The organism is Vibrio sp. S457-15 (genome assembly GCF_000960545.1).
GTDB lineage: Bacteria > Pseudomonadota > Gammaproteobacteria > Enterobacterales > Vibrionaceae > Vibrio > Vibrio parahaemolyticus.
The window spans coordinates 252,113-270,322 of the sequence record NZ_JYOQ01000174.1 but is presented as its reverse complement, the minus strand read 5'-3'; the positions used below and the strand labels follow the sequence as shown (position 1 = coordinate 270,322).

General features: G+C 46.8%; 13 protein-coding genes. 3 read left to right on the top strand and 10 right to left on the bottom strand.

Translation table 11 applies throughout. From position 1 onward, the window contains the following. Positions 1–109: 109 nt before the first annotated feature. The 4 genes from UF05_RS18555 to UF05_RS18540 all read right to left on the bottom strand — a co-directional run bounded on the left by UF05_RS18555 (position 110) and on the right by UF05_RS18540 (position 6,750). Positions 110–1,612 (bottom strand): efflux transporter outer membrane subunit, encoded by a 1,503-nt coding sequence (locus UF05_RS18555; RefSeq protein WP_031817529.1) that lies wholly within the window; start codon positions 1,610–1,612, stop codon positions 110–112. Next, a complete protein-coding gene (locus UF05_RS18550; protein WP_045546262.1) occupies positions 1,609–4,671 on the bottom strand; it encodes an efflux RND transporter permease subunit in 3,063 nt (1,020 codons plus the stop codon). The genes UF05_RS18555 and UF05_RS18550 overlap by 4 nt, the downstream gene beginning before the upstream one ends. Positions 4,672–4,681: 10 nt before the next feature. Further along, positions 4,682–5,764, bottom strand: coding sequence for an efflux RND transporter periplasmic adaptor subunit (locus UF05_RS18545; protein ID WP_045546261.1), 1,083 nt, complete (start codon positions 5,762–5,764; stop codon positions 4,682–4,684). Between the two features lie 104 nt (positions 5,765–5,868). Then, positions 5,869–6,750: a LysR family transcriptional regulator gene (locus tag UF05_RS18540; protein ID WP_005479816.1), complete on the bottom strand. Its 882-nt coding sequence runs from the start codon at positions 6,748–6,750 to the stop codon at positions 5,869–5,871. Between the two features lie 112 nt (positions 6,751–6,862). Between UF05_RS18540 and UF05_RS18535 the strand changes: the two genes are divergently transcribed. Together UF05_RS18535 and UF05_RS18530 are read left to right on the top strand one after the other, a co-directional pair. Continuing rightward, positions 6,863–7,222: a DUF6559 family protein gene (locus UF05_RS18535; RefSeq protein WP_005479810.1), complete on the top strand. Its 360-nt coding sequence runs from the start codon at positions 6,863–6,865 to the stop codon at positions 7,220–7,222. A gap of 137 nt (positions 7,223–7,359) precedes the next feature. Continuing rightward, entirely contained in the window at positions 7,360–8,394 is a 1,035-nt protein-coding gene (locus UF05_RS18530) for an ABC transporter substrate-binding protein (RefSeq protein WP_005373831.1), read from the top strand. A 106-nt stretch (positions 8,395–8,500) separates the two neighbouring features. On the opposite strand, the gene tyrS is transcribed toward UF05_RS18530, so the two are convergent. The 4 genes from tyrS to ppsA all read right to left on the bottom strand — a co-directional run bounded on the left by tyrS (position 8,501) and on the right by ppsA (position 14,242). Then, positions 8,501–9,760: a tyrosine--tRNA ligase gene (tyrS, locus tag UF05_RS18525; RefSeq protein WP_045546260.1), complete on the bottom strand. Its 1,260-nt coding sequence runs from the start codon at positions 9,758–9,760 to the stop codon at positions 8,501–8,503. A gap of 82 nt (positions 9,761–9,842) precedes the next feature. Beyond that, a complete protein-coding gene (locus UF05_RS18520; protein ID WP_045546333.1) occupies positions 9,843–10,649 on the bottom strand; it encodes a helix-turn-helix domain-containing protein in 807 nt (268 codons plus the stop codon). 224 nt (positions 10,650–10,873) lie between these two features. Beyond that, a complete protein-coding gene (locus UF05_RS18515) occupies positions 10,874–11,653 on the bottom strand; it encodes a hypothetical protein (protein WP_005464130.1) in 780 nt (259 codons plus the stop codon). A 219-nt stretch (positions 11,654–11,872) separates the two neighbouring features. Continuing rightward, positions 11,873–14,242, bottom strand: a complete 2,370-nt coding sequence (gene ppsA / locus UF05_RS18510; RefSeq protein ID WP_005479906.1) for a phosphoenolpyruvate synthase — start codon at positions 14,240–14,242, stop codon at positions 11,873–11,875. A 216-nt stretch (positions 14,243–14,458) separates the two neighbouring features. Between ppsA and ppsR the strand changes: the two genes are divergently transcribed. Beyond that, the gene (gene ppsR / locus UF05_RS18505) at positions 14,459–15,295 is read left to right on the top strand and encodes a posphoenolpyruvate synthetase regulatory kinase/phosphorylase PpsR (protein WP_005464081.1); all 837 of its coding nucleotides are present in this window, start codon (positions 14,459–14,461) and stop codon (positions 15,293–15,295) included. An 81-nt stretch (positions 15,296–15,376) separates the two neighbouring features. On the opposite strand, the gene ansB is transcribed toward ppsR, so the two are convergent. Further along, entirely contained in the window at positions 15,377–16,441 is a 1,065-nt protein-coding gene (ansB, locus tag UF05_RS18500; RefSeq protein WP_029802691.1) for an L-asparaginase 2, read from the bottom strand. A 409-nt stretch (positions 16,442–16,850) separates the two neighbouring features. Continuing rightward, positions 16,851–18,107, bottom strand: a complete 1,257-nt coding sequence (locus UF05_RS18495; RefSeq protein ID WP_005464135.1) for an adenylosuccinate synthase — start codon at positions 18,105–18,107, stop codon at positions 16,851–16,853. Positions 18,108–18,210 lie beyond the last annotated feature (103 nt).

Genomic DNA, 18,210 nt, shown 5'->3' with positions numbered 1-18,210 from the left:
AGGTGGTAGAAATATTTGCCTCACAAACTAAGAGGCCATCTAAGTGGCCTCTTTTTAACCGATTTAACGGCATCCGTTATGATGCAAAGGTGTGAGGCTTGTAAGAAACCTAACCTTTGGCATTCGTTTCGGGTTGTGCTTCTGGTTGTAGCGTCCAATCACCACCAAGTGATTTGTAGAGCGCAATCGTAGCTTGTGCGGTTTGTAACTTTGCCGCGACTTGCTGATCTTGCATCATGCGTTGCTGACGTTGCGCATCTAAAACTGATAAGTGATCAATCAAGCCTGCTCGGTACAGTGACTTGGCTTTGTTGACGGCGTTATTGGTGGCTTTCAATGCATCATCGATTCGGCGCTGATTTTCTTGGCTGCGACCATAAGTAAACAGCGTGGATTCGGTTTCTGCCAAAGCCGCCTCTACCGTATGTTGATAAGACAATGTCGCCGAATCAAAACGCGCTTGGTTGATGGCTTCAATTGCCTCGCCACGACCCCCATCGAACAAGTTCCAGCTTACGCCTGCCGCGCCCATCCAACCGAAAGAATCGCTCCTGAAAAGATCGTCAAAGCTTGACGCAGACAACCCCGGAGCGCCCGTCAAAAAGAACTTCGGATATTGATCAGCAACGCTTGCTGCTAACTCTTCATTGAGCGCGGCCATTTCGCGCTCGGCTAAGCGAATATCGGTACGACGTTTAAGCAAATCGGAAGGTAAACCGACCGGCACCATGTCTTGCATGACAGGTACACTATGTTGCTTAGACAGACGGATTTCGACTTGCGTTAGCGGCTCACCAAGCAATATTGCTAAACGATGTTTGTGCGCTTGTTGTGCAATTTCTAACTGCGGAACGAGCGATTCCATCGCCGCAAGTGTGGCCTTCGCTTGGGCTAAATCGAGATCAGAACCGTAGCCGCTGCGCACGACTTTTCCGACGAGGTCGAGTGTGCGTCGTTGATCTTCTAAGTTCGACTTTGCCAACTCAAGGCGCTCGCTTGCGCCTTGGTATTGCAAGTAGTTGTGAATCAAATCCGCCGTGATCACCGTGTTCAAGCCGCTTTGATAAATCTGAGCTTGTTCGAGACGAATTTGCGCAGCGTTTGCTTGGCGGTCAATGCGCCCAAACAGATCAACTTCCCAAGCGATACTCGCGCCTGCAAATACGCCATCGTGCTGATTATCCATTAGGGTGACGTTACCAATTTGAGGTGGCAGACCCGACACGGAATCACTGAGTGGATTCAATATCGGACCGAGTGAAGAGTCATTTTTACTGAACTGATAGTTCATGTAACCCGCACCGAGATTAATTGTCGGTACCTTGAATGACTCCACCATGGTTTTATAGTTGTTGGCCATTTTCACCCGCTCGGCCGCCACTTTCAGCGGAATGTTTTGGCTCTGCATGTCTTGAACCATTTGATTCAACACCGGATCGTGAAACTTAGTCCACCAAAACTCAACGTGTTGTGAATCGGTACTCAACCCTGCATTTTCGGCGTTCAAGTAGGTTTCTGCCATGCTGGTGGTCGGTGCTTGGTAGTCTGGCCCCACTGCACAGCCCGCTAAACTTAGGGCTAGAACGACAGGCGTTAGAATGAATTTTTTCACGATGACGCCTCCTCTAGCTCAGCGTTGGTTTGTGTGGATGGTGCTTTTTCTTTGTAAGCAAGGCGATACAGCGCAGGCATGACAAACAGTGACAATATGGTTGCGGCTGCCAAGCCTCCGATGATGGTTGCCGCCATTTGGTCAAACAGCAGATCTGACAGCAGCGGGATCATGCCGAGCGCGGTCGTTAACGCACCCATAGAAATGGCCATAGTACGGTTGACCGTGGCTTCTTTGATCGCGTCAGACAAGCTCTTGCCATTTGTGCGTTCGAGCTCAATTTGATCCATTAGTACGATGCCATTTTTGATGATCATCCCGGTTAGTGTGATAGCTCCGATCAGCGCCATAAAGCCAAATGGTTTATCGAATCCAAGCAGAGCAAACACAGCCCCTGATGCTGCCAGTGGTAGCGTTGCGAGGATGATGATTGGTTGCTTAAAGCCGTTGAACATCGCGACTAAAATAATCACCATGATCAGCATTGCTTTTGGTTGCTGCTTCATGATGTCGGTGACCGCTTTGTCTTCATCGTAATATTCGCCTCCCCATTCCATGCTGTAACCCGCCGGAAGTTGGACAGCTTCAACCTGATCTTTAATGGCATTTCTTACATTCGCTGGCGTGGAGTCTCGGCTCACACCCGCTTGAACCGTGATGGTTTTCACGCGGTCTCGTCGCCAAATCATGCTCTCTTCGGTGACCAGTTCGAATCCATCCACCACTTGACCAAGCGGAACGCTGTTAAAGCCAAGTAGAGAGCGCACAGGTAGCGTTTCTAGTGACGCCATGTTTCGCGATGTGCCACGTAACTGAATTGGAATCAGCTCATCATTCAGGTTCATTTGTCCGAGCGGCATGCCGTCTGATGCACGTTTTAGCGCGAAAGCGACATCGGCGCGGTTAATGCCTGCTTGACGCATTTTGTCTTGGTTTAGAATCGGCTTGAGCACTTTGCTTTCTTGGCGCCAATCATCGCGAATGTATTTTGCATCAGGGTTTGAAGCAAAAATCGTTTTCGCTTCCGCCGCTAGTTGATGTAATACGGTTTCATCCGGACCAGAAAAACGCACCTCAACCGCGAACTTATCTTTGGTTGCTAGCTTCAGCGCTCGGAAGCGAGGTTCGGCATCCGGAAACGCCTCTTTCAGCCAATCATCGCCACGCGTTACCAAGTGACTGATGCTCTCGTAGTCTTTGGTGTTGATCAGAATCTGGCCGTAGGCAGGGTCGAGTGGCTCAGGCTCTACCGTTACCGAGAAGCGAGGTGCACTGGTGCCGACGTAGCTAGAGATACTTTCCACTTCTGGTTGTGCGACCAACCATTCTTCAACTTTGCGCATGTCTGCCGAGGTTTGTTCAATCTTGGCACCATTGGGTAGCCAGTAATCGAGAAACACAATTGAGCGATCCGACTGAGGAATAAAGTTCACGGCCACATACGGGATTGCCACGGCGGTGACTAAAATCAACGGAACCAAAGCGGCTAATGCTTTACGCGGGTTGTCCACCGTCCAGAATACCAACTGTTTATAACGGCTCGGTTTGGTCTCTTCGCTGTTAGCTTTTGGCTTGATGAACATCCACGCCATTAATACCGTAAACGTCATCGCGACGATCCATGAAAGCAACAGTGACGACGCCACAATGTAGAACACAGAGCTCGCAAACTCGGCGGAGTCGGTTTTGGAGAACAACACTGGGCTTGCGCCCATAATCGCGATGACAGTTGCACCTAAAAGTGGCACGGCGGTTTCTTTGACGGAATCAATCGCGGCGCGAGTTCGCTCGATACCTTTGTTGAGCTTAGCGATCATCATATCGGTGATCACAATGGCGTTATCCACCAACATGCCCAGTGCGAGAATAAACGTACCTAGCGAGACGCGGTGCAAATCGATGCTGGCGATGTTCATGTATACAAGCGTGAGCAAAATCGTCAGGAGCAAGCTTGCGCCAACGATGGTCGCACTCTTAAAACCCATGAAGACCAACAACACCACAAAAACAATCGCGACACTTTCAAGCAGGTTGCCAACAAAGTCGTCGATAGACTTTTGTACTTCTTCAGGTTGATAAGCAACGGTCGAGATGTCGACACCCAGCGGCAGTGTAGCTTGGTAGTTAGCGATGATGTCTTGAATCGTATCGCCAAGTGACACCACGTTAATGCCTTGAACTGGGCTCACCGCCAAGGTGACAGCGGGCTCTCCGTTGTAGCGGTTTTCTGCCAATGCTGGTGTTTGATAACCCATGGTGATGTCGGCGATGTCACCAAGACGAATCAACCCCGAGCCAAACTCTCCGGTGCCACCATTGATGATTAAATTGCGAATGTCTTCTAGAGACTGAAACTCACTGGTTTGCGCAATACGAATACGCTCTGTACCCGCATCGAATTTTCCCGCTTCGAACGTGCTGTTTTGTGTGCTCAGTTGGTTCCAAACTTGTGCGATCGACAAACCATATTGAGCCAAGCGCTCGTCTGGCATATCGATATGTACAACGCGAGGTTGAACGCCGTGTAGCTCGATCTTTTTGATGCCGTCGACGGCTTTGATTTGGCGTTGCAGCTCTTCGGCGTAGCGACGCAACTCTTCTGGCGCAGCATCTGTGCTGTGGATAGAGAAAAGCATGCCGTAGACTTCAGAGAACTCGTCTTGTACTACGCTGATCTGCGCGCTGGAAGGCAGCTGCAGTTTTACATCGTCCACTTTGCGTCTCAATAAGTCCCATTCCTGCGGAAGTGCTTTGGAATTAAGGCTCTCTTTGAGGTCAACAAAGACCATAGACAAACCTGGGCGAGACAATGAGCGCAAGCGATCCAACTCTGCCATTTCCTGCAATTTGGTTTCCACGGTATCGGTGACTTGGTGCTCGACTTCTTCGGCAGATGCACCCGGATAAAGGGTCACGACTACCGCAGTTTTTACCGTAAAGCTCGGGTCTTCCAACTTGCCTAAGTCGAAGTAAGAATAGATGCCAGCGATCACGCTCAATACGATAAAGAACAGAACGAACTTACGTTGGCGAATCGCGAATTCAGCTAAATTGATCATGGATTCGCACCTACAACGTCTTGATGGTCAGGTTTGGGGCGGCATCGCCCTCGCTCAGATAATGGCTACCGCTGATCACGACATAATCGCCTTGCTCAAAACTTCCGGTCACACACGCTTGGTATGCATCGATAGAGTCAAGGTTGACCGGCTCTGAATGAATAACCGCATCACGAACCACATTCACGTGCAGAGTTTGTTTCTCACCCAAAATTGCAGAGTAAGGAAAGCAATGGCTTGAGTGACTGGTGTTGAGCGCGGTATTTACCGTGACTGCTTTACCGTTGAATAGCGCACTGGAAATCGAATCGATGTCTAGCGTGACGGTATAGGTTTGTTTGAGCAGGTGCTTCTTCGGCGCGATTTCTGCCACGGTTGCTCGGTAGGATTGCTCCGAATCATACCAAGTCAACGATGCTGGCTGACCTAGTGCGAATTGCGCAATCATATTTTCCGGCACGTCGATGTCCACTTCCCAGCTGCCTTCTTGCTGAATTGACACAACACTGCCGCCCGGCAAGGTTTGTTCATGTGGATCAACAGAAACGTCGGCAACAATGCCAGTGAATGGTGCACGTAGAGTGGTGTAACGTAGGGCATCTTTTGCACGTTGGATGTTTTTCTCAACCACTTTGACGGCAGAGAGGCTACGTTCGTAGCTGTTGATGGCTCGGTCTAAGTTTACGCTGGCAATGGCATCATCAGAAGTCGCTTGTTTTACGCGCTTTAACTCGGCTTTCGCGAGTTTGTGGGCTGATTGCGCTTCTAACATGCGCGCTTGTAATTCTTCTAGTGAGACTTGGTAGTCGTGCTTGTCTAGCGTGGCAATGACTTGGCCTTTTTCTACCACGCTGCCTTTATTTACGAACACGCTTTCCACGGTGCCGGGTACACGAAAAGAGAGTGAGGCGGTTTCTTTTGCTTTTACGATCCCGCTGAATGATTTGTTGAGTTCTTCATTCCTTTCGTTGACTTCAATCACTTGAACGGGTCTGGATGCGCTTGGCTCCTCAACCTGAGGTTGAGCTTGATTACAGCCGAGTAGAGAGAGCGCGATAGTGCTCAGCGCAGCGGTTTTGATTTGATGATTCATAAGATGGCTCCATAATTTCGGTGCCATCTTATAATTCACAGATGTTCAGATAATCATGCGTGCGCATGATTCAATGTCACAAATTTTATGACAATAAATGCAAACTACAAAAGTTTTGGGATTTTATTGCACAAATGTTCAATAAGTAACCGGCTAGCTTGGTTCAGCGTTTTCGGTTGAGGATAGAGTAACCACCCCGTTTCTTCTGTGACAGCATATTGAGACAATACTTGCACCAATGCACCGGATTCGAGCTCATTTTTTACCAACAGTTTTGGGATATAGCTGATGCCGCGGTCAAGCACTGTGGAGCTTTTAATAAAGCCGATGTTGTTGGAAATGAGTTTTGGTTTGAGCGCTACGTTTTGTTCCTGAAAATGCCAAAGGTTGTCGACATTGCCATTTGGCCAACGAAAACAAATGCACTGATGATCGCTCAACTCTTCTAATGTGGCGGGCGTGCCGTGAGTTTGAAGATAGTTCGGTGAGGCAACGACACATCGGTCTAGCGTTAAGATCTTTCTCGCGACAATGTCTGAATCAAACAGCATGCCGCCGTGCAGCGCGATGTCCAACCCCTGCTGAAACATATCAATAAAGCCATTGTTGATATTGCGAATGTCGAGTTCAACCTGCGGGTATTGATCCTGAAATTCAAACAAAATGGGTTGAAGATGTTCATAGGTTTCTGGCAGAAGGCCAAGTTTGATTTTTCCTCTGACCTCGATGCTTTCGTTACTGGCTTGCTGGTTTGCCGAATCAAGCAAGGTGAGTACTTTTTGTAGATCTTGGTAGTAGGCATCGCCTTTGTTTGTCAGCGAAAGGCTGCGAGTGGTGCGGTGAAAAAGTTGCGTTCCGAGGTAACGTTCCAGTTCTCCAATGCGTCGACTAACATTTGCTCGTGGCAAGTCCAAAGCATTGGCTGCCGCTGTAAAGCTGCCAAGTTGGACGACTTTGGTGAACAGTTTTAGATCGTCAATTTTCACTCTTGAACTCCATACTCTTTGAGTGCCGTGCTAAACCCTGACACTCTAGAGTATTGATGTGTGGTATACAAAACTTATTATTAATTATCGAAATATAAATAAGGACTTCAACATGTTGAGATTTATACAACGTCGCCGCATTAAGAAAGTGATTAAGCTTATGAGTACCAGATTGATAGTGGGATACGGCAGTCGTGAGTACTTTTCCGTCGGTCAGGTAAAGACGAGCACCAGCGAGTTAAGCGCGTGCCAACAAAAAATTGCGTTGGCGTTGTATGCGAATCCGCAAGATCTTGATTTGGAAAACCAACCGGAGTTGCAAGCCATCCGCTCTGATGTGGCGCATGACTTCTTCGCTGGTGTCGATTATACCGCTCAAGATGTGCTTCATTTATTCGGTGCTGGTGGCTGGAAAGGAGGCCGAATGGAAGATGGAATGTCTCATCATTTTGGTATGCACAGTCGCTATTAAAAACGCGCATTAATTTTATAAATTCGATAAATATTTTTGCTGTTAAAGATTAATTAAATTTTCTTTCAATTGGGTAACAATTACCTAATTATGCACCCGAATCCCAGCGCGTCGCTGGACTGGTTGGATCGCATACCATGAAATTAATCATCAAAGGATTGGGGCTGAGTGCTCTTGTGCTCAGCATGTTTGCTCATGCAGATAGCAAAACGTTGAACGTTTATGCATGGGGTGGCTATTTGCCGGAAGCATCGTTAAAAGCGTTTGAAAAACAAGAAGGCGTTACGATTAATTATTCGACCTTTGAGAATAATGAATCAATGTATACCAAGCTCAAATTGCTAAAAGGTTCTGGTTACGATGTGGTTTTTGCTTCTGCATACTTCATTGAAAAAATGGGTCGAGAAGGGCTGCTTTCGAAAATAGATCACGCTCAAGTGCCAAACATGCAAGACACAATGGACGGCTTACTCGGCCAAGCGCACGATCCGAAAAATGATTACTCTCTGCCTTATATTTGGGGCATTACCGGGATCAGCTACAACGAATCCATGGTTGAGCAACCAGTGACAAAATGGGCTGACTTATGGGAGTCGCAATACGAACAACAAGTCATGCTGATTGATGACGTTCGCGATGTGTTCGGTATGGCGCTGAAGAAAAATGGCCATAGCGTGAACACCAAAGATGAAGCAGAAATCAAACAGGCTTTCGATTCTTTAGTGGCACTGAAAAATAACGTATTGCTGTACAACTCAGACGCACCTCAAGTCCCTTACGTGTCCGGTGAAACATCGGTCGGCATGCAATGGAACGGCAACGCATTCCAAGGGCAGGTTGAAATGCCTGAGCTGAAGTTCGTGATGCCGGAAGAGGGCGCGGTATTGTGGATGGACAACTTCACTATTCCGTCTGGCAGTAAAAACAAAGCATTGGCGCATAAATTTATTAACTTTATGTACCAGTCAGAGAACCAAGCGGAAATCGTGACCAGTTTGGGTTATGCGTCGGCAACAAACGCTGGGCGTGACAAATTGCCAGAAGAGTTGAAAAACAACCGTACTATTTTCCCTTCATCAGAAGACATGAAAAAAGGCGAGTTCATTAATGATGTTGGCGCAGAAACGTTAGCGATTTACGAAAAGTACTGGCAACGTTTAAGAACGCAATAAGCGACGTCTTTGCCTATTTTTAGGCTTAAAATCGTTCAAATTTGGATTCCCCTCATCACGAAAGTGGTGAGGGGAATTTTTTATAGGCTTTGTACTTCGAGTGTTGCTACGCGGCACGCTTTACGAGGCAAAAGTGCTTTTTACCGCGTTGCAATAACCAGTATTGATCGAACAGTGGGAAGCTCAAACTCGGGTTATCAGCCGACACTTTTTCTCCGTTTACACTGATGGCGTTGTTGCTGATGTGTTCGCGTGCAACACGCTTCGAACTTGCTAACCCCGACTCAATCAACAGCTCAACCAAATCTTGTTGTGCGCTCTCAATGCTTGGTAAACCATCCAACTCCAATTGTTTTAATTCACCCAAACTCAGTTGTTGCACATTACCGCTGAATAAAGCTTGAGTGATGCGTTCGGCGCTAGCTAGGCCTTCTTCGCCATGAACAAACCGCGTCATTTCCTCAGCGAGAATACGTTGTGCTTGTGGCTTACCTTGGCTTGCTTGGTCTTGCGCTTCAATGCTGGCAATTTCTTCGCAGCTCAAGAATGTGTAGTAACGCAAGAAGTGGTAAACGTCGGCGTCTTCTGCGCCAAGCCAGAACTGGTAGAACGCGTAAGGAGAGGTCTTGCTAGGATCTAGCCATATTGCACCACCTTCAGTTTTGCCAAATTTGGTGCCATCGGATTTGGTGATCAGCGGCAGAGTTAAGCCAAATACTTGCTCACCATTTTGACGACGAGTTAAATCGATCCCGCTAACGATGTTCCCCCATTGGTCATTGCCACCGATTTGCAAACGGCAACCGTATTGACGGTTTAGCTCGGAAAAATCGTACGATTGCAGCAGAGCGTAGCTAAATTCGGTGAAGGAGATGCCTTGGTCAGGGCGGTGCAGGCGTTGTTTTACCGATTCTCGGTTGATCATAGTATTGATCGAGAAGTGCTTACCCACATCGCGGAAGAAGTCGATCACATTGATTGCTTTCATCCAGTCAGCGTTGTTCACCATGATCATTGGCTTGCTCAATTGGTGATTCATCAACTGTTGAATTTGGTTTGAGAGATCGTTAACCCAGCCTGAGACGATTTCTGCTGAGTTCAGACTGCGCTCAGTCGCTTTAAAGCTTGGGTCGCCAATCATGCCCGTTGCACCACCGATCAGGGCAACGGCTTGGTGTCCGGCATCTTGAAAGCGCTTAAGCATAATCAAAGGCACGAGGTGGCCGATGTGCAAGCTGCCTGCAGTAGGATCGAAGCCGCAGTAAACGGTTTGAGGCTGTGAGAGAAGTGTCTGAATTTCTTCCAAATCGCTGGCTTGTGCAATCAAACCACGATCTTGTAAATCTTGCAGTAATGGTGTCGTCATTCTTCTTGTCTGTTTTAGTGGTTGTTGTATTCAGACTAAAACGCGACACCTTTTGCCGATATATCCCTAAAGGGATAGTTTTCTATTTTGAGTGCATGATCAGGTGGTTGAGGAACAATTGAAACAGCTCACTCAACGATGAAACATTAAGTTGAGAATAGATGCGCTTTCGATGGTTTTTTACTGTGCCTTGAACAAGATGAAGATGCGCAGAAATTTCTTTAGTATCAAATCCTTGAGCAAGAAGGGAGGCGACTTCCTGCTCCCGTCGAGTCAGTGACTCTATGCCAAATGAGCTTAACGCCTGCTCAATGGCAACCTTCATATTGCCAGTGTAGGCGTCTGGGCGAACTACGGGCTCTGATAAGTTAAACTCGGCTTGTTTCCAATGCTGTTGGCACAGCGATTGAAGAACAGAAAAATGCGAGCGCAAGTTGTTGATTTGCGCGGCAGAGAAGCGTTTACCTTCAAGCAAGCAGCCAAAATAGAGAATTACCCAACGACCGGATTCGATTTCTACCAGCATGCTGAGTTCATCTTTCCAACCTGTTTGATCGTAAAACTGCTTTCGATACGTTTGATACTCGATGCCTTTTTTCGCCACATCTTTTAGGGTGAAGATGCCTTGTTGCTTGTGCTGGTTGAGGTTTTGGAAAAACGGATCGTTTTGAAATGAGTTGGTCAGGTAACGTTGAAATAGCAACTCACGTTCATTTTCAATCGAGTCATAAAGATAGATCGGATGTTTGCCTTCTCGGTAACCAAGAATGATCGCGCAATCAAAATCGAAAATTGAGTGAATCACGCTCATCAATTTTGGGGTGAAGTTAGGCGTGTTTAAAGCAGAAATTGCTTCTGCGAGTTGCGCGTTAAAGTTTTGGTTAGGCATGCGATCATCGAGTTGACATGATTTAATTTTGCGCAAGCATAACCAAAAGCAATCCAACGAGAAAGGGAAGTCACCATCTTCTCGTGACTTCCCCCTAAAAAGTTGCTCAGGTACTCAGTTTTGCGTTCTCGATTGTTAATTCTATGATTTTTAATGATCAGATTTATATCAATTCCTGTGAAACCATTCGTTGTTGTGAAGTGTTTTCAATCAGAGCAGGTAAATTACTGGGCGTTGGTGAGCTCTTCATTTACCCAGTATTTTGAACCAGATACATTCGCATCGATAAGTAAGCCTTTTGAGTTGAGCTGATAAACGGCAACGCCGCTGTTGAACTGTGCAGAGAACTCTTCGGCATCTTCGCCTGCAACTGCTGAAGCTTCGCTGGTCGCTTCCCAGCCTTCGTTGACGAACGTATCGAAGTCTTGTTTGCTTTCAAACAAAACCACTTGCTGATAAAACTTGCCGCCGAGCCCTAGCGCAACCCCCATACCAAACATGTTCATGTAGGTGCGTTTTTCGGTGGTCTTATCTACCGCCACACCAGAGCCTGAATTAGTGTGGAAAAGCAAAGAGAGCTTGCGAGAATCAAAAACGGCGTAGCCGTAAGCTTTATCGTAAATCGCTTTCGCTTCTGGTTTTTCATTAAAGAGTTTGAGTAAGGTGCTATCGGCCATCAAATCAATCGCTTGACGCGCTTCTTCTGGCGTGTCGCCTTCCATCAACTCATCAATTTTTTTGTCTGCGGCATCTATCCATTCTTTGCTTTTTTCGATACTGGCATCTGTCCATTCGCCAGCCGTATTGATTGCTTCTTCGGACCAATTCGTGAAATCTTGCCACGCTTGTTTTGAAAAGGCTTTAGTGTCGTCCCAAACATCTTGCGCAGTATCCGAAACCGCTTCGCCTAGCTCAGACATTTTGTTGGATATCTCGTCCCAATCTGCATGAGCAGGAGAGGTGAGTAACATAAGTGTGGTTAAGATAACGATCGGCTTTTTCATTAGAGCTCGTCCTAAACGTGGTCGGTTTTATTTCATTTTAGGTGAAATTTAGGATAGGGAAAATTGACGGTGATTCTAGGTTGGGATTGACGTCACGAACTCACGTACCCTTGACAAGGACGTGATAGAAGCCCAACAAAAAAGCCCTCAAACCGCAGCTTGAGGGCTTTGTCTCATTGGTTTAGGAGCACTTGTGTTAAGTGGCTTCCTTTCGGCAAATTACTTGCTAACTTTACCTAGCTGTAACCAAGTGTCGATAACGGTGTCTGGGTTGAGTGAAACAGAGCTAATGCCTTGCTCCATCAACCATTCCGCCAAATCTTCATGATCTGATGGGCCTTGACCACAAATACCTACGTACTTGCCAGCTTTGGTTGCAGCATCAATCGCCATTTTCAGCATGATTTTCACGGCTGCGTTACGTTCATCAAATAGGTGAGCCACATCGCCAGAGTCACGGTCTAGACCAAGCGTTAGCTGAGTCATGTCGTTTGAACCGATAGAGAAGCCGTCGAAGTACTTCAAGAATTCATCGGCAAGCACTGCGTTTGATGGTAGTTCACACATCATGATGACTTTCAGACCTTGGTCACCACGGCGCAGATCAAACTTCGCTAGCAAATCGATAACCGATGCGGCTTCGCTTGGTGTACGCACAAATGGGATCATGATTTCAACGTTCTTCAGACCCATTTCGTTACGAACGCGTTTGATGGCTTGCGTTTCTAGCTCGAAACAGTCTTCAAACACTGGAGAAATGTAACGAGATGCGCCACGGAAGCCTAGCATTGGGTTTTCTTCATGCGGTTCGTACGCTTTACCACCAACCAAGTTGCTGTATTCGTTCGACTTAAAGTCAGACATACGAACGATGACGCGTTTTGGCCAGAAAGCAGAAGCGATGGTCGCGATGCCTTCCGTCAGTTTGCTTACGTAGAAATCGATAGGATCTTTGTAACCACGAATGCGCTGTTTGATTTCTGCTTTCAGCTCATCGCTTTGAGCGTCAAAGTTCAACAGTGCTTTCGGGTGAATGCCGATCATCTTGTTGATGATGAATTCAAGACGTGCAAGACCAACGCCTTCGTTTGGAATTTGTGCAAAATCGAACGCGCGATCAGGGTTACCCACGTTCATCATCACTTTTGTTGGCAGCAGTGGCAGTTCATCCACAGAAGAGCGTTTTACTTCAAAATCCAAGTCGCCTTGGTAAACGTAACCTGTTTCACCTTCTGAACAAGAGACGGTTACGGTTGCGCCATCGGTCAGTTTGCTTGTCGCGTCGCCACAACCAACGATAGCAGGAATACCTAGTTCACGAGCGATGATTGCTGCGTGACACGTACGTCCACCACGGTTAGTTACGATTGCCGATGCTTTCTTCATCACTGGTTCCCAGTCTGGGTCAGTCATGTCTGTGACAAGCACATCGCCTTCTTGAACCAGTGACATTTGGTCCAGAGAGTCAACCAAACGTACTGGGCCTTTACCGATTCGTTGGCCGATAGCACGGCCTTCGACAAGCACATCGGCTTTGTTGTTCAGTTCGTAACGTTCAATCACGTTTTGTTCTGTTTGAGAACATACGGTTTCTGGACGTGCTTGAACGATGTACAACTTGCCGTCGATACCATCTTTTGCCCACTCGATGTCCATTGGACGTTGGTAGTGCTTTTCGATGATCATCGCTTGTTTAGCCAGCTCTTTGATCTCTTCTTCGTTTAGAGAGAAGGTGTTGCGCTCTTCTTCTGACGTATCGATGATATCAACTTGCTTGCCGATCTCTTGGTTGTTTGAGTAGATCATTTTGATCAACTTTGAACCAAAGGTTTTCTTAACGATCGGGTGCTCACCCGCTTCAAGCATTGGTTTGTGAACGTAGAACTCGTCTGGGTTTACCGCGCCTTGAACGACCATTTCACCTAGACCCCAAGACGATGTAATGAACACGACTTGGTCAAAGCCAGATTCAGTGTCTAGCGTAAACATAACACCAGAAGAGGCTTTGTCTGAACGAACCATGCGTTGGATACCCGCAGATAGCGAGATGCCACGGTGGTCGAAACCTTGGTGAACACGGTAAGAGATCGCACGGTCGTTAAATAGAGAAGCGTAAACGTGCTTTGTGGCTTCTAGTACTGCGTCGATGCCTTTCACGTTCAAGAACGTTTCTTGCTGACCAGCAAAAGAGGCGTCTGGTAGGTCTTCCGCTGTTGCAGAAGAGCGAACCGCTACCGAAAGCTCAGTGTTGCCTTCGATAAGTTCTTCATAATTATTGCGAATTTCTTGTTCAAGATCCGCAGGGAAAGGGGCTTGTAATACCCATTGACGGATGGTAGCGCCTGTCTTACGCAGAGCTTCAACATCGTCAACGTCCAGTTCATCAAGTAATTGGTGAATACGCTCATCCAAACCTTCGTGGTCAAGGAATTGGTTAAACGCGTATGAGGTTGTCGCAAAGCCATTTGGTACTGATACGCCAACATTAGCAAGGTTAGAAACCATTTCGCCAAGTGAAGCATTTTTACCGCCGACTTTGTCGACATCATCCATGGATAGGCCATTGAACCAGAGGGTGTTCTTTTGCATGTCTTTCTCCAGAAACATTGCAGCTTAGTAGGGGGACTTAAATCAATCCAAACAAAGTATTTGTCTCAATTGATGTCAAAGGCAAACGATTACGTTCTGGCTCAAAAAAATTCTGACGAATTTTAAAAGCTGTGGGGAACCTAACTGAAAGCCAAACTGGTTTATTAATATTATGTTTACCATCCTACTCAAAAGATTTTGAAAAATTAAACAGAAATGCAAATAAATAACCAAAGTCGTGATGTGTTCTATGTTTCTGACGGTACGGCAATAACATGTGAGACATTAGGCCATGTTGTTCTTGGTCAATTTCCTTTCATTCCTAATGAAAAAACCTTTCCTTTTGTGGAAAGCCAAGACAAAGTTGCGGATGTTGTTAAAGAAATTGAAACATCCTACCAACGCAACGGCGTTAAACCGTTGGTGTTTTTCTCGATTGTGGTGCCTGGTGTACGCGAAATGCTGCTAGAAGCACCGGCATACAGCTACGATGTGCTTGAAAGCATTGTACAAAAGGTGCAAGACGACATTCAGATGGCTCCCGCCCCGAAGTTGCAGCGCTCTCGCAGTGTAGGGAAAGATTCCGATACCTATTTTGACCGTATTGCGGCGATCGAATACACCTTGGCTCACGACGATGGCATTACACTGAAAGGCTTGGAACAGGCGGATATCATTCTGCTTGGTGTATCGCGCAGCGGCAAAACACCAACCAGTTTGTACATGGCGATGCAGTTTGGCTTGCGCGTGGTGAACTACCCGTTTATTGCCGAAGACGTCAAGATGATGCGTTTGTTGCCAGAGTTCGAGGTGCATCGCCACAAACTGTTTGGCTTAACCATTACGCCTGAACGTTTGAATGAGATTCGTGAGAATCGCCTGTCGGGCAGCGACTATGCCAGTGAAGAGCAATGCAAGTTGGAGTTGGACACGGTTGAAGCTTTATTCAGAAGAGAAGCGATTCCTTACATCAACACGTCGTCATTGTCGGTAGAAGAAATTTCAACGCGCATTCTTGAGAGAGCCGGAATGAAACGCCGTTTGTTCGGCTAGTCACTTGGATGAGAGGAGGTTGCTATCAACCTCCTCTTTACGTATTACTGGTTATCAATTATCAGCTTATATAATTGTTCCTTAGTAGTACTGGAACATCTTCTGAACGTCTTGATAGTTCTTCGTTTGCGTGAGTGACAACATCAGCAAAATACGTGCTTTTTGTGGGTTTAGCGTGCCTGATGCAACAAAGCCGTATTTATCATCATCAATTTCTGCGTCCAAAGTCGTTGAGCCAGTTGGCGTGCGAGAGCTTCTGACGACAACAATGCCATCTTTGCTCGCTTTTTCTAGCTCATCAAAGACCGTGTGGTACAAGTTACCATTACCCACACCAGCACTCACAATACCGTCAAACTTGGCATCAACAAAGGCTTTGACTGGCAAGCTCGACGCATTCGCATAGTTATAAACAATGCCTACTTTAGGTAGTGTGTTGAGTTTTGATACATCGAATGGGGTTTCTGTGGTGTGTTTACGTTCAGGGCTTCTTTGGTACTTTGCATCGCTGTTGTGAATGTAGCCAAGAGGGCCGAAGTTTGGAGATTGGAACGTACTTACCGAGGTGGTGTTGGTCTTCGTTACATCTCGCGCATCGAAAATAGTGTCATTCATTGCCACTAGCACGCCGCGGCCTTTTGAGTCCTCATCGGTTGCAGTAACAACAGCATTGTATAAATTGACCGGGCCATCGGCACTCATGGCGGTGGATGGTCGCATCGCGCCCACGATCACAACGGGCTTGTCGCTCTTCACCGTTAAATCAAGGAAGTATGCGGTTTCTTCCAATGTATCCGTACCGTGGGTGATGACGATACCGTCAACATCATCTTGAGCGAGCAGCTCGTTAACCCTTTTCGCTAACTTCAGCCATACCTCATCGTTCATGTCTTGAGAGCCGATGCTGACGACTTGCTCACCAGAAATATCCGCAATGTTGGTCATGCTCGGCACAGCAGAAATTAATGATTCGACGCCAACTTTACCTGCGGTGTAGTTCGACTCAGTGGCAGATTGACCTGCGCCAGCTATGGTGCCGCCAGTCGCGAGGATTTTGATATTAGGAAGATCGGATTGGGCGAACGACAAAGAACTGAGGCACAAACCAAGGGTAATCGTACTGAGGCGGAAAAGATTTTTTGTCATGGGAATCACCTGCTTTTAGGTTAGATGTTGGTTGGGGAACAACCTCTATCCTAAAAACAGAACGGGAGAATTTTTGAGCACAAGCTCAACAAATTGCAGATGAAAATCGTGATCAACTAATCACTTAAAGAATATCAAATCAACCAGTTAACCTAATTAACGTGCTTCTTTAACAAGTGAGATGTACCAGCAACCTGTTCAATATTGAACGAAATACCAGTGATGGATCTGTAAGTAAGAAGTGAGGGCGTGTTTTGCTAAGAGATGTAAAGGGAAGGAGGATAGGAGTTAAGCTTTTAGAAGATTAAATGGCCTGCAAACATAGCGCAAAAAAAAGCGGCTTTACCCCGGAACAGATAAGCCGCTTGCCAATGATGTGCGATACCAGTCAGAGTTGGTATCGCACATCTTATCGCATAATCATTTGTTCACGACCTGGACCAACAGAGACCATTTTTACTGGTACGCCCATCAGTTCCTCAATGCGTAGAACGTATTTCTGTGCTGCTACTGGTAGCTCTTCAAACTTACGACAACCTGTGATGTCTTCGCTCCAGCTTTCCATTTTCTCGTAGATTGGTGCTAGTGCTGCAGTTTGAGGCCAGATTGGGTTTTCGCTGTGGTCGCCTTCGTAGCCAACACAGATTTTTAGATCGTTAAGGCCTGTCAAACAGTCTACTTTCGTTAGCGCAATTTCAGTTGCTGCTTGCAGTTCAACGCCGTTCTTCGTAGCTACTGCGTCGAAGTAACCCATATCGCGTGGACGACCTGTAGTTGCACCGAACTCGCCTGCAAGTTCGCGGAAAGCATCTTGCTCTTCCATTGCAGTGATCAACGTACCAGTACCTACTGATGAGCTGAATGCTTTTGCAACCGCAATAACGCGTTCAGGACGAAGTGCCGGAAGGCCACTACCGATACCCGCGTACATTGATACAACGTTAGAAGATGTTGTCCAAGGGTACTCACCGTAAACAAGGTCACGACCCGCGCCAAGCTGTGCTTCGAACAACAGTGTTTTGTCTTTTGCTTGTAGCTCTTTTAGAGGAAGCGTTACGTTGCAAATTGAATCGCGCCAAGGTGCAGACACTTCTAGCAACCAGTTCGCCATTTCTTCAGCGGTTTGTTCGAACTCGAACGTCGGGTAAAGCGCACGCAGTTGCGGCAGTTTCCAATCCATCATGAATTGAAGGCGTTCAACCAATACTTCTGGTTGCTTCAACCAACCAACTAGGATGCCTTTCTTCATTACGCGGTCACCGTACGCAGGTGCAATACCTTGGCGAGTTGAACCGTATGCTTTGTCGCCTAAACGCTGTTCTTCTAGCGTATCTTCTAGTGCGTGTAGAGGTAGACATAGTGTTGCGCGATCAGAGATGCACATATTCACTTTTACGCCCGCTTCTTCAACTTCCGCAATCTCCTGAGACAGCAACGCAGGGCTGATAACCATACCCGGACCTAACACTGCCAAACAGTCTGGGTTGAATACGCCACTTGGAAGCTGGTGCAGCTTGAACGTACCTAGGTCGTTAACCACGGTGTGACCCGCGTTGTTACCACCTTGGAAACGAATGCTCGCAGAAGCTTGCTCTGCCAAAAAGTCAACGATGCGGCCTTTGCCTTCATCACCCCAGTTTGCACCCACAACAACGATAGACGACATAATTTAATCTCCAAAAACAGATGCAAAAATCTTAAGGTGTTCGCCATAATAAGAGAAATTAATTATACTCATTAACTTGATAAGAATCTCATATCGGAATTGG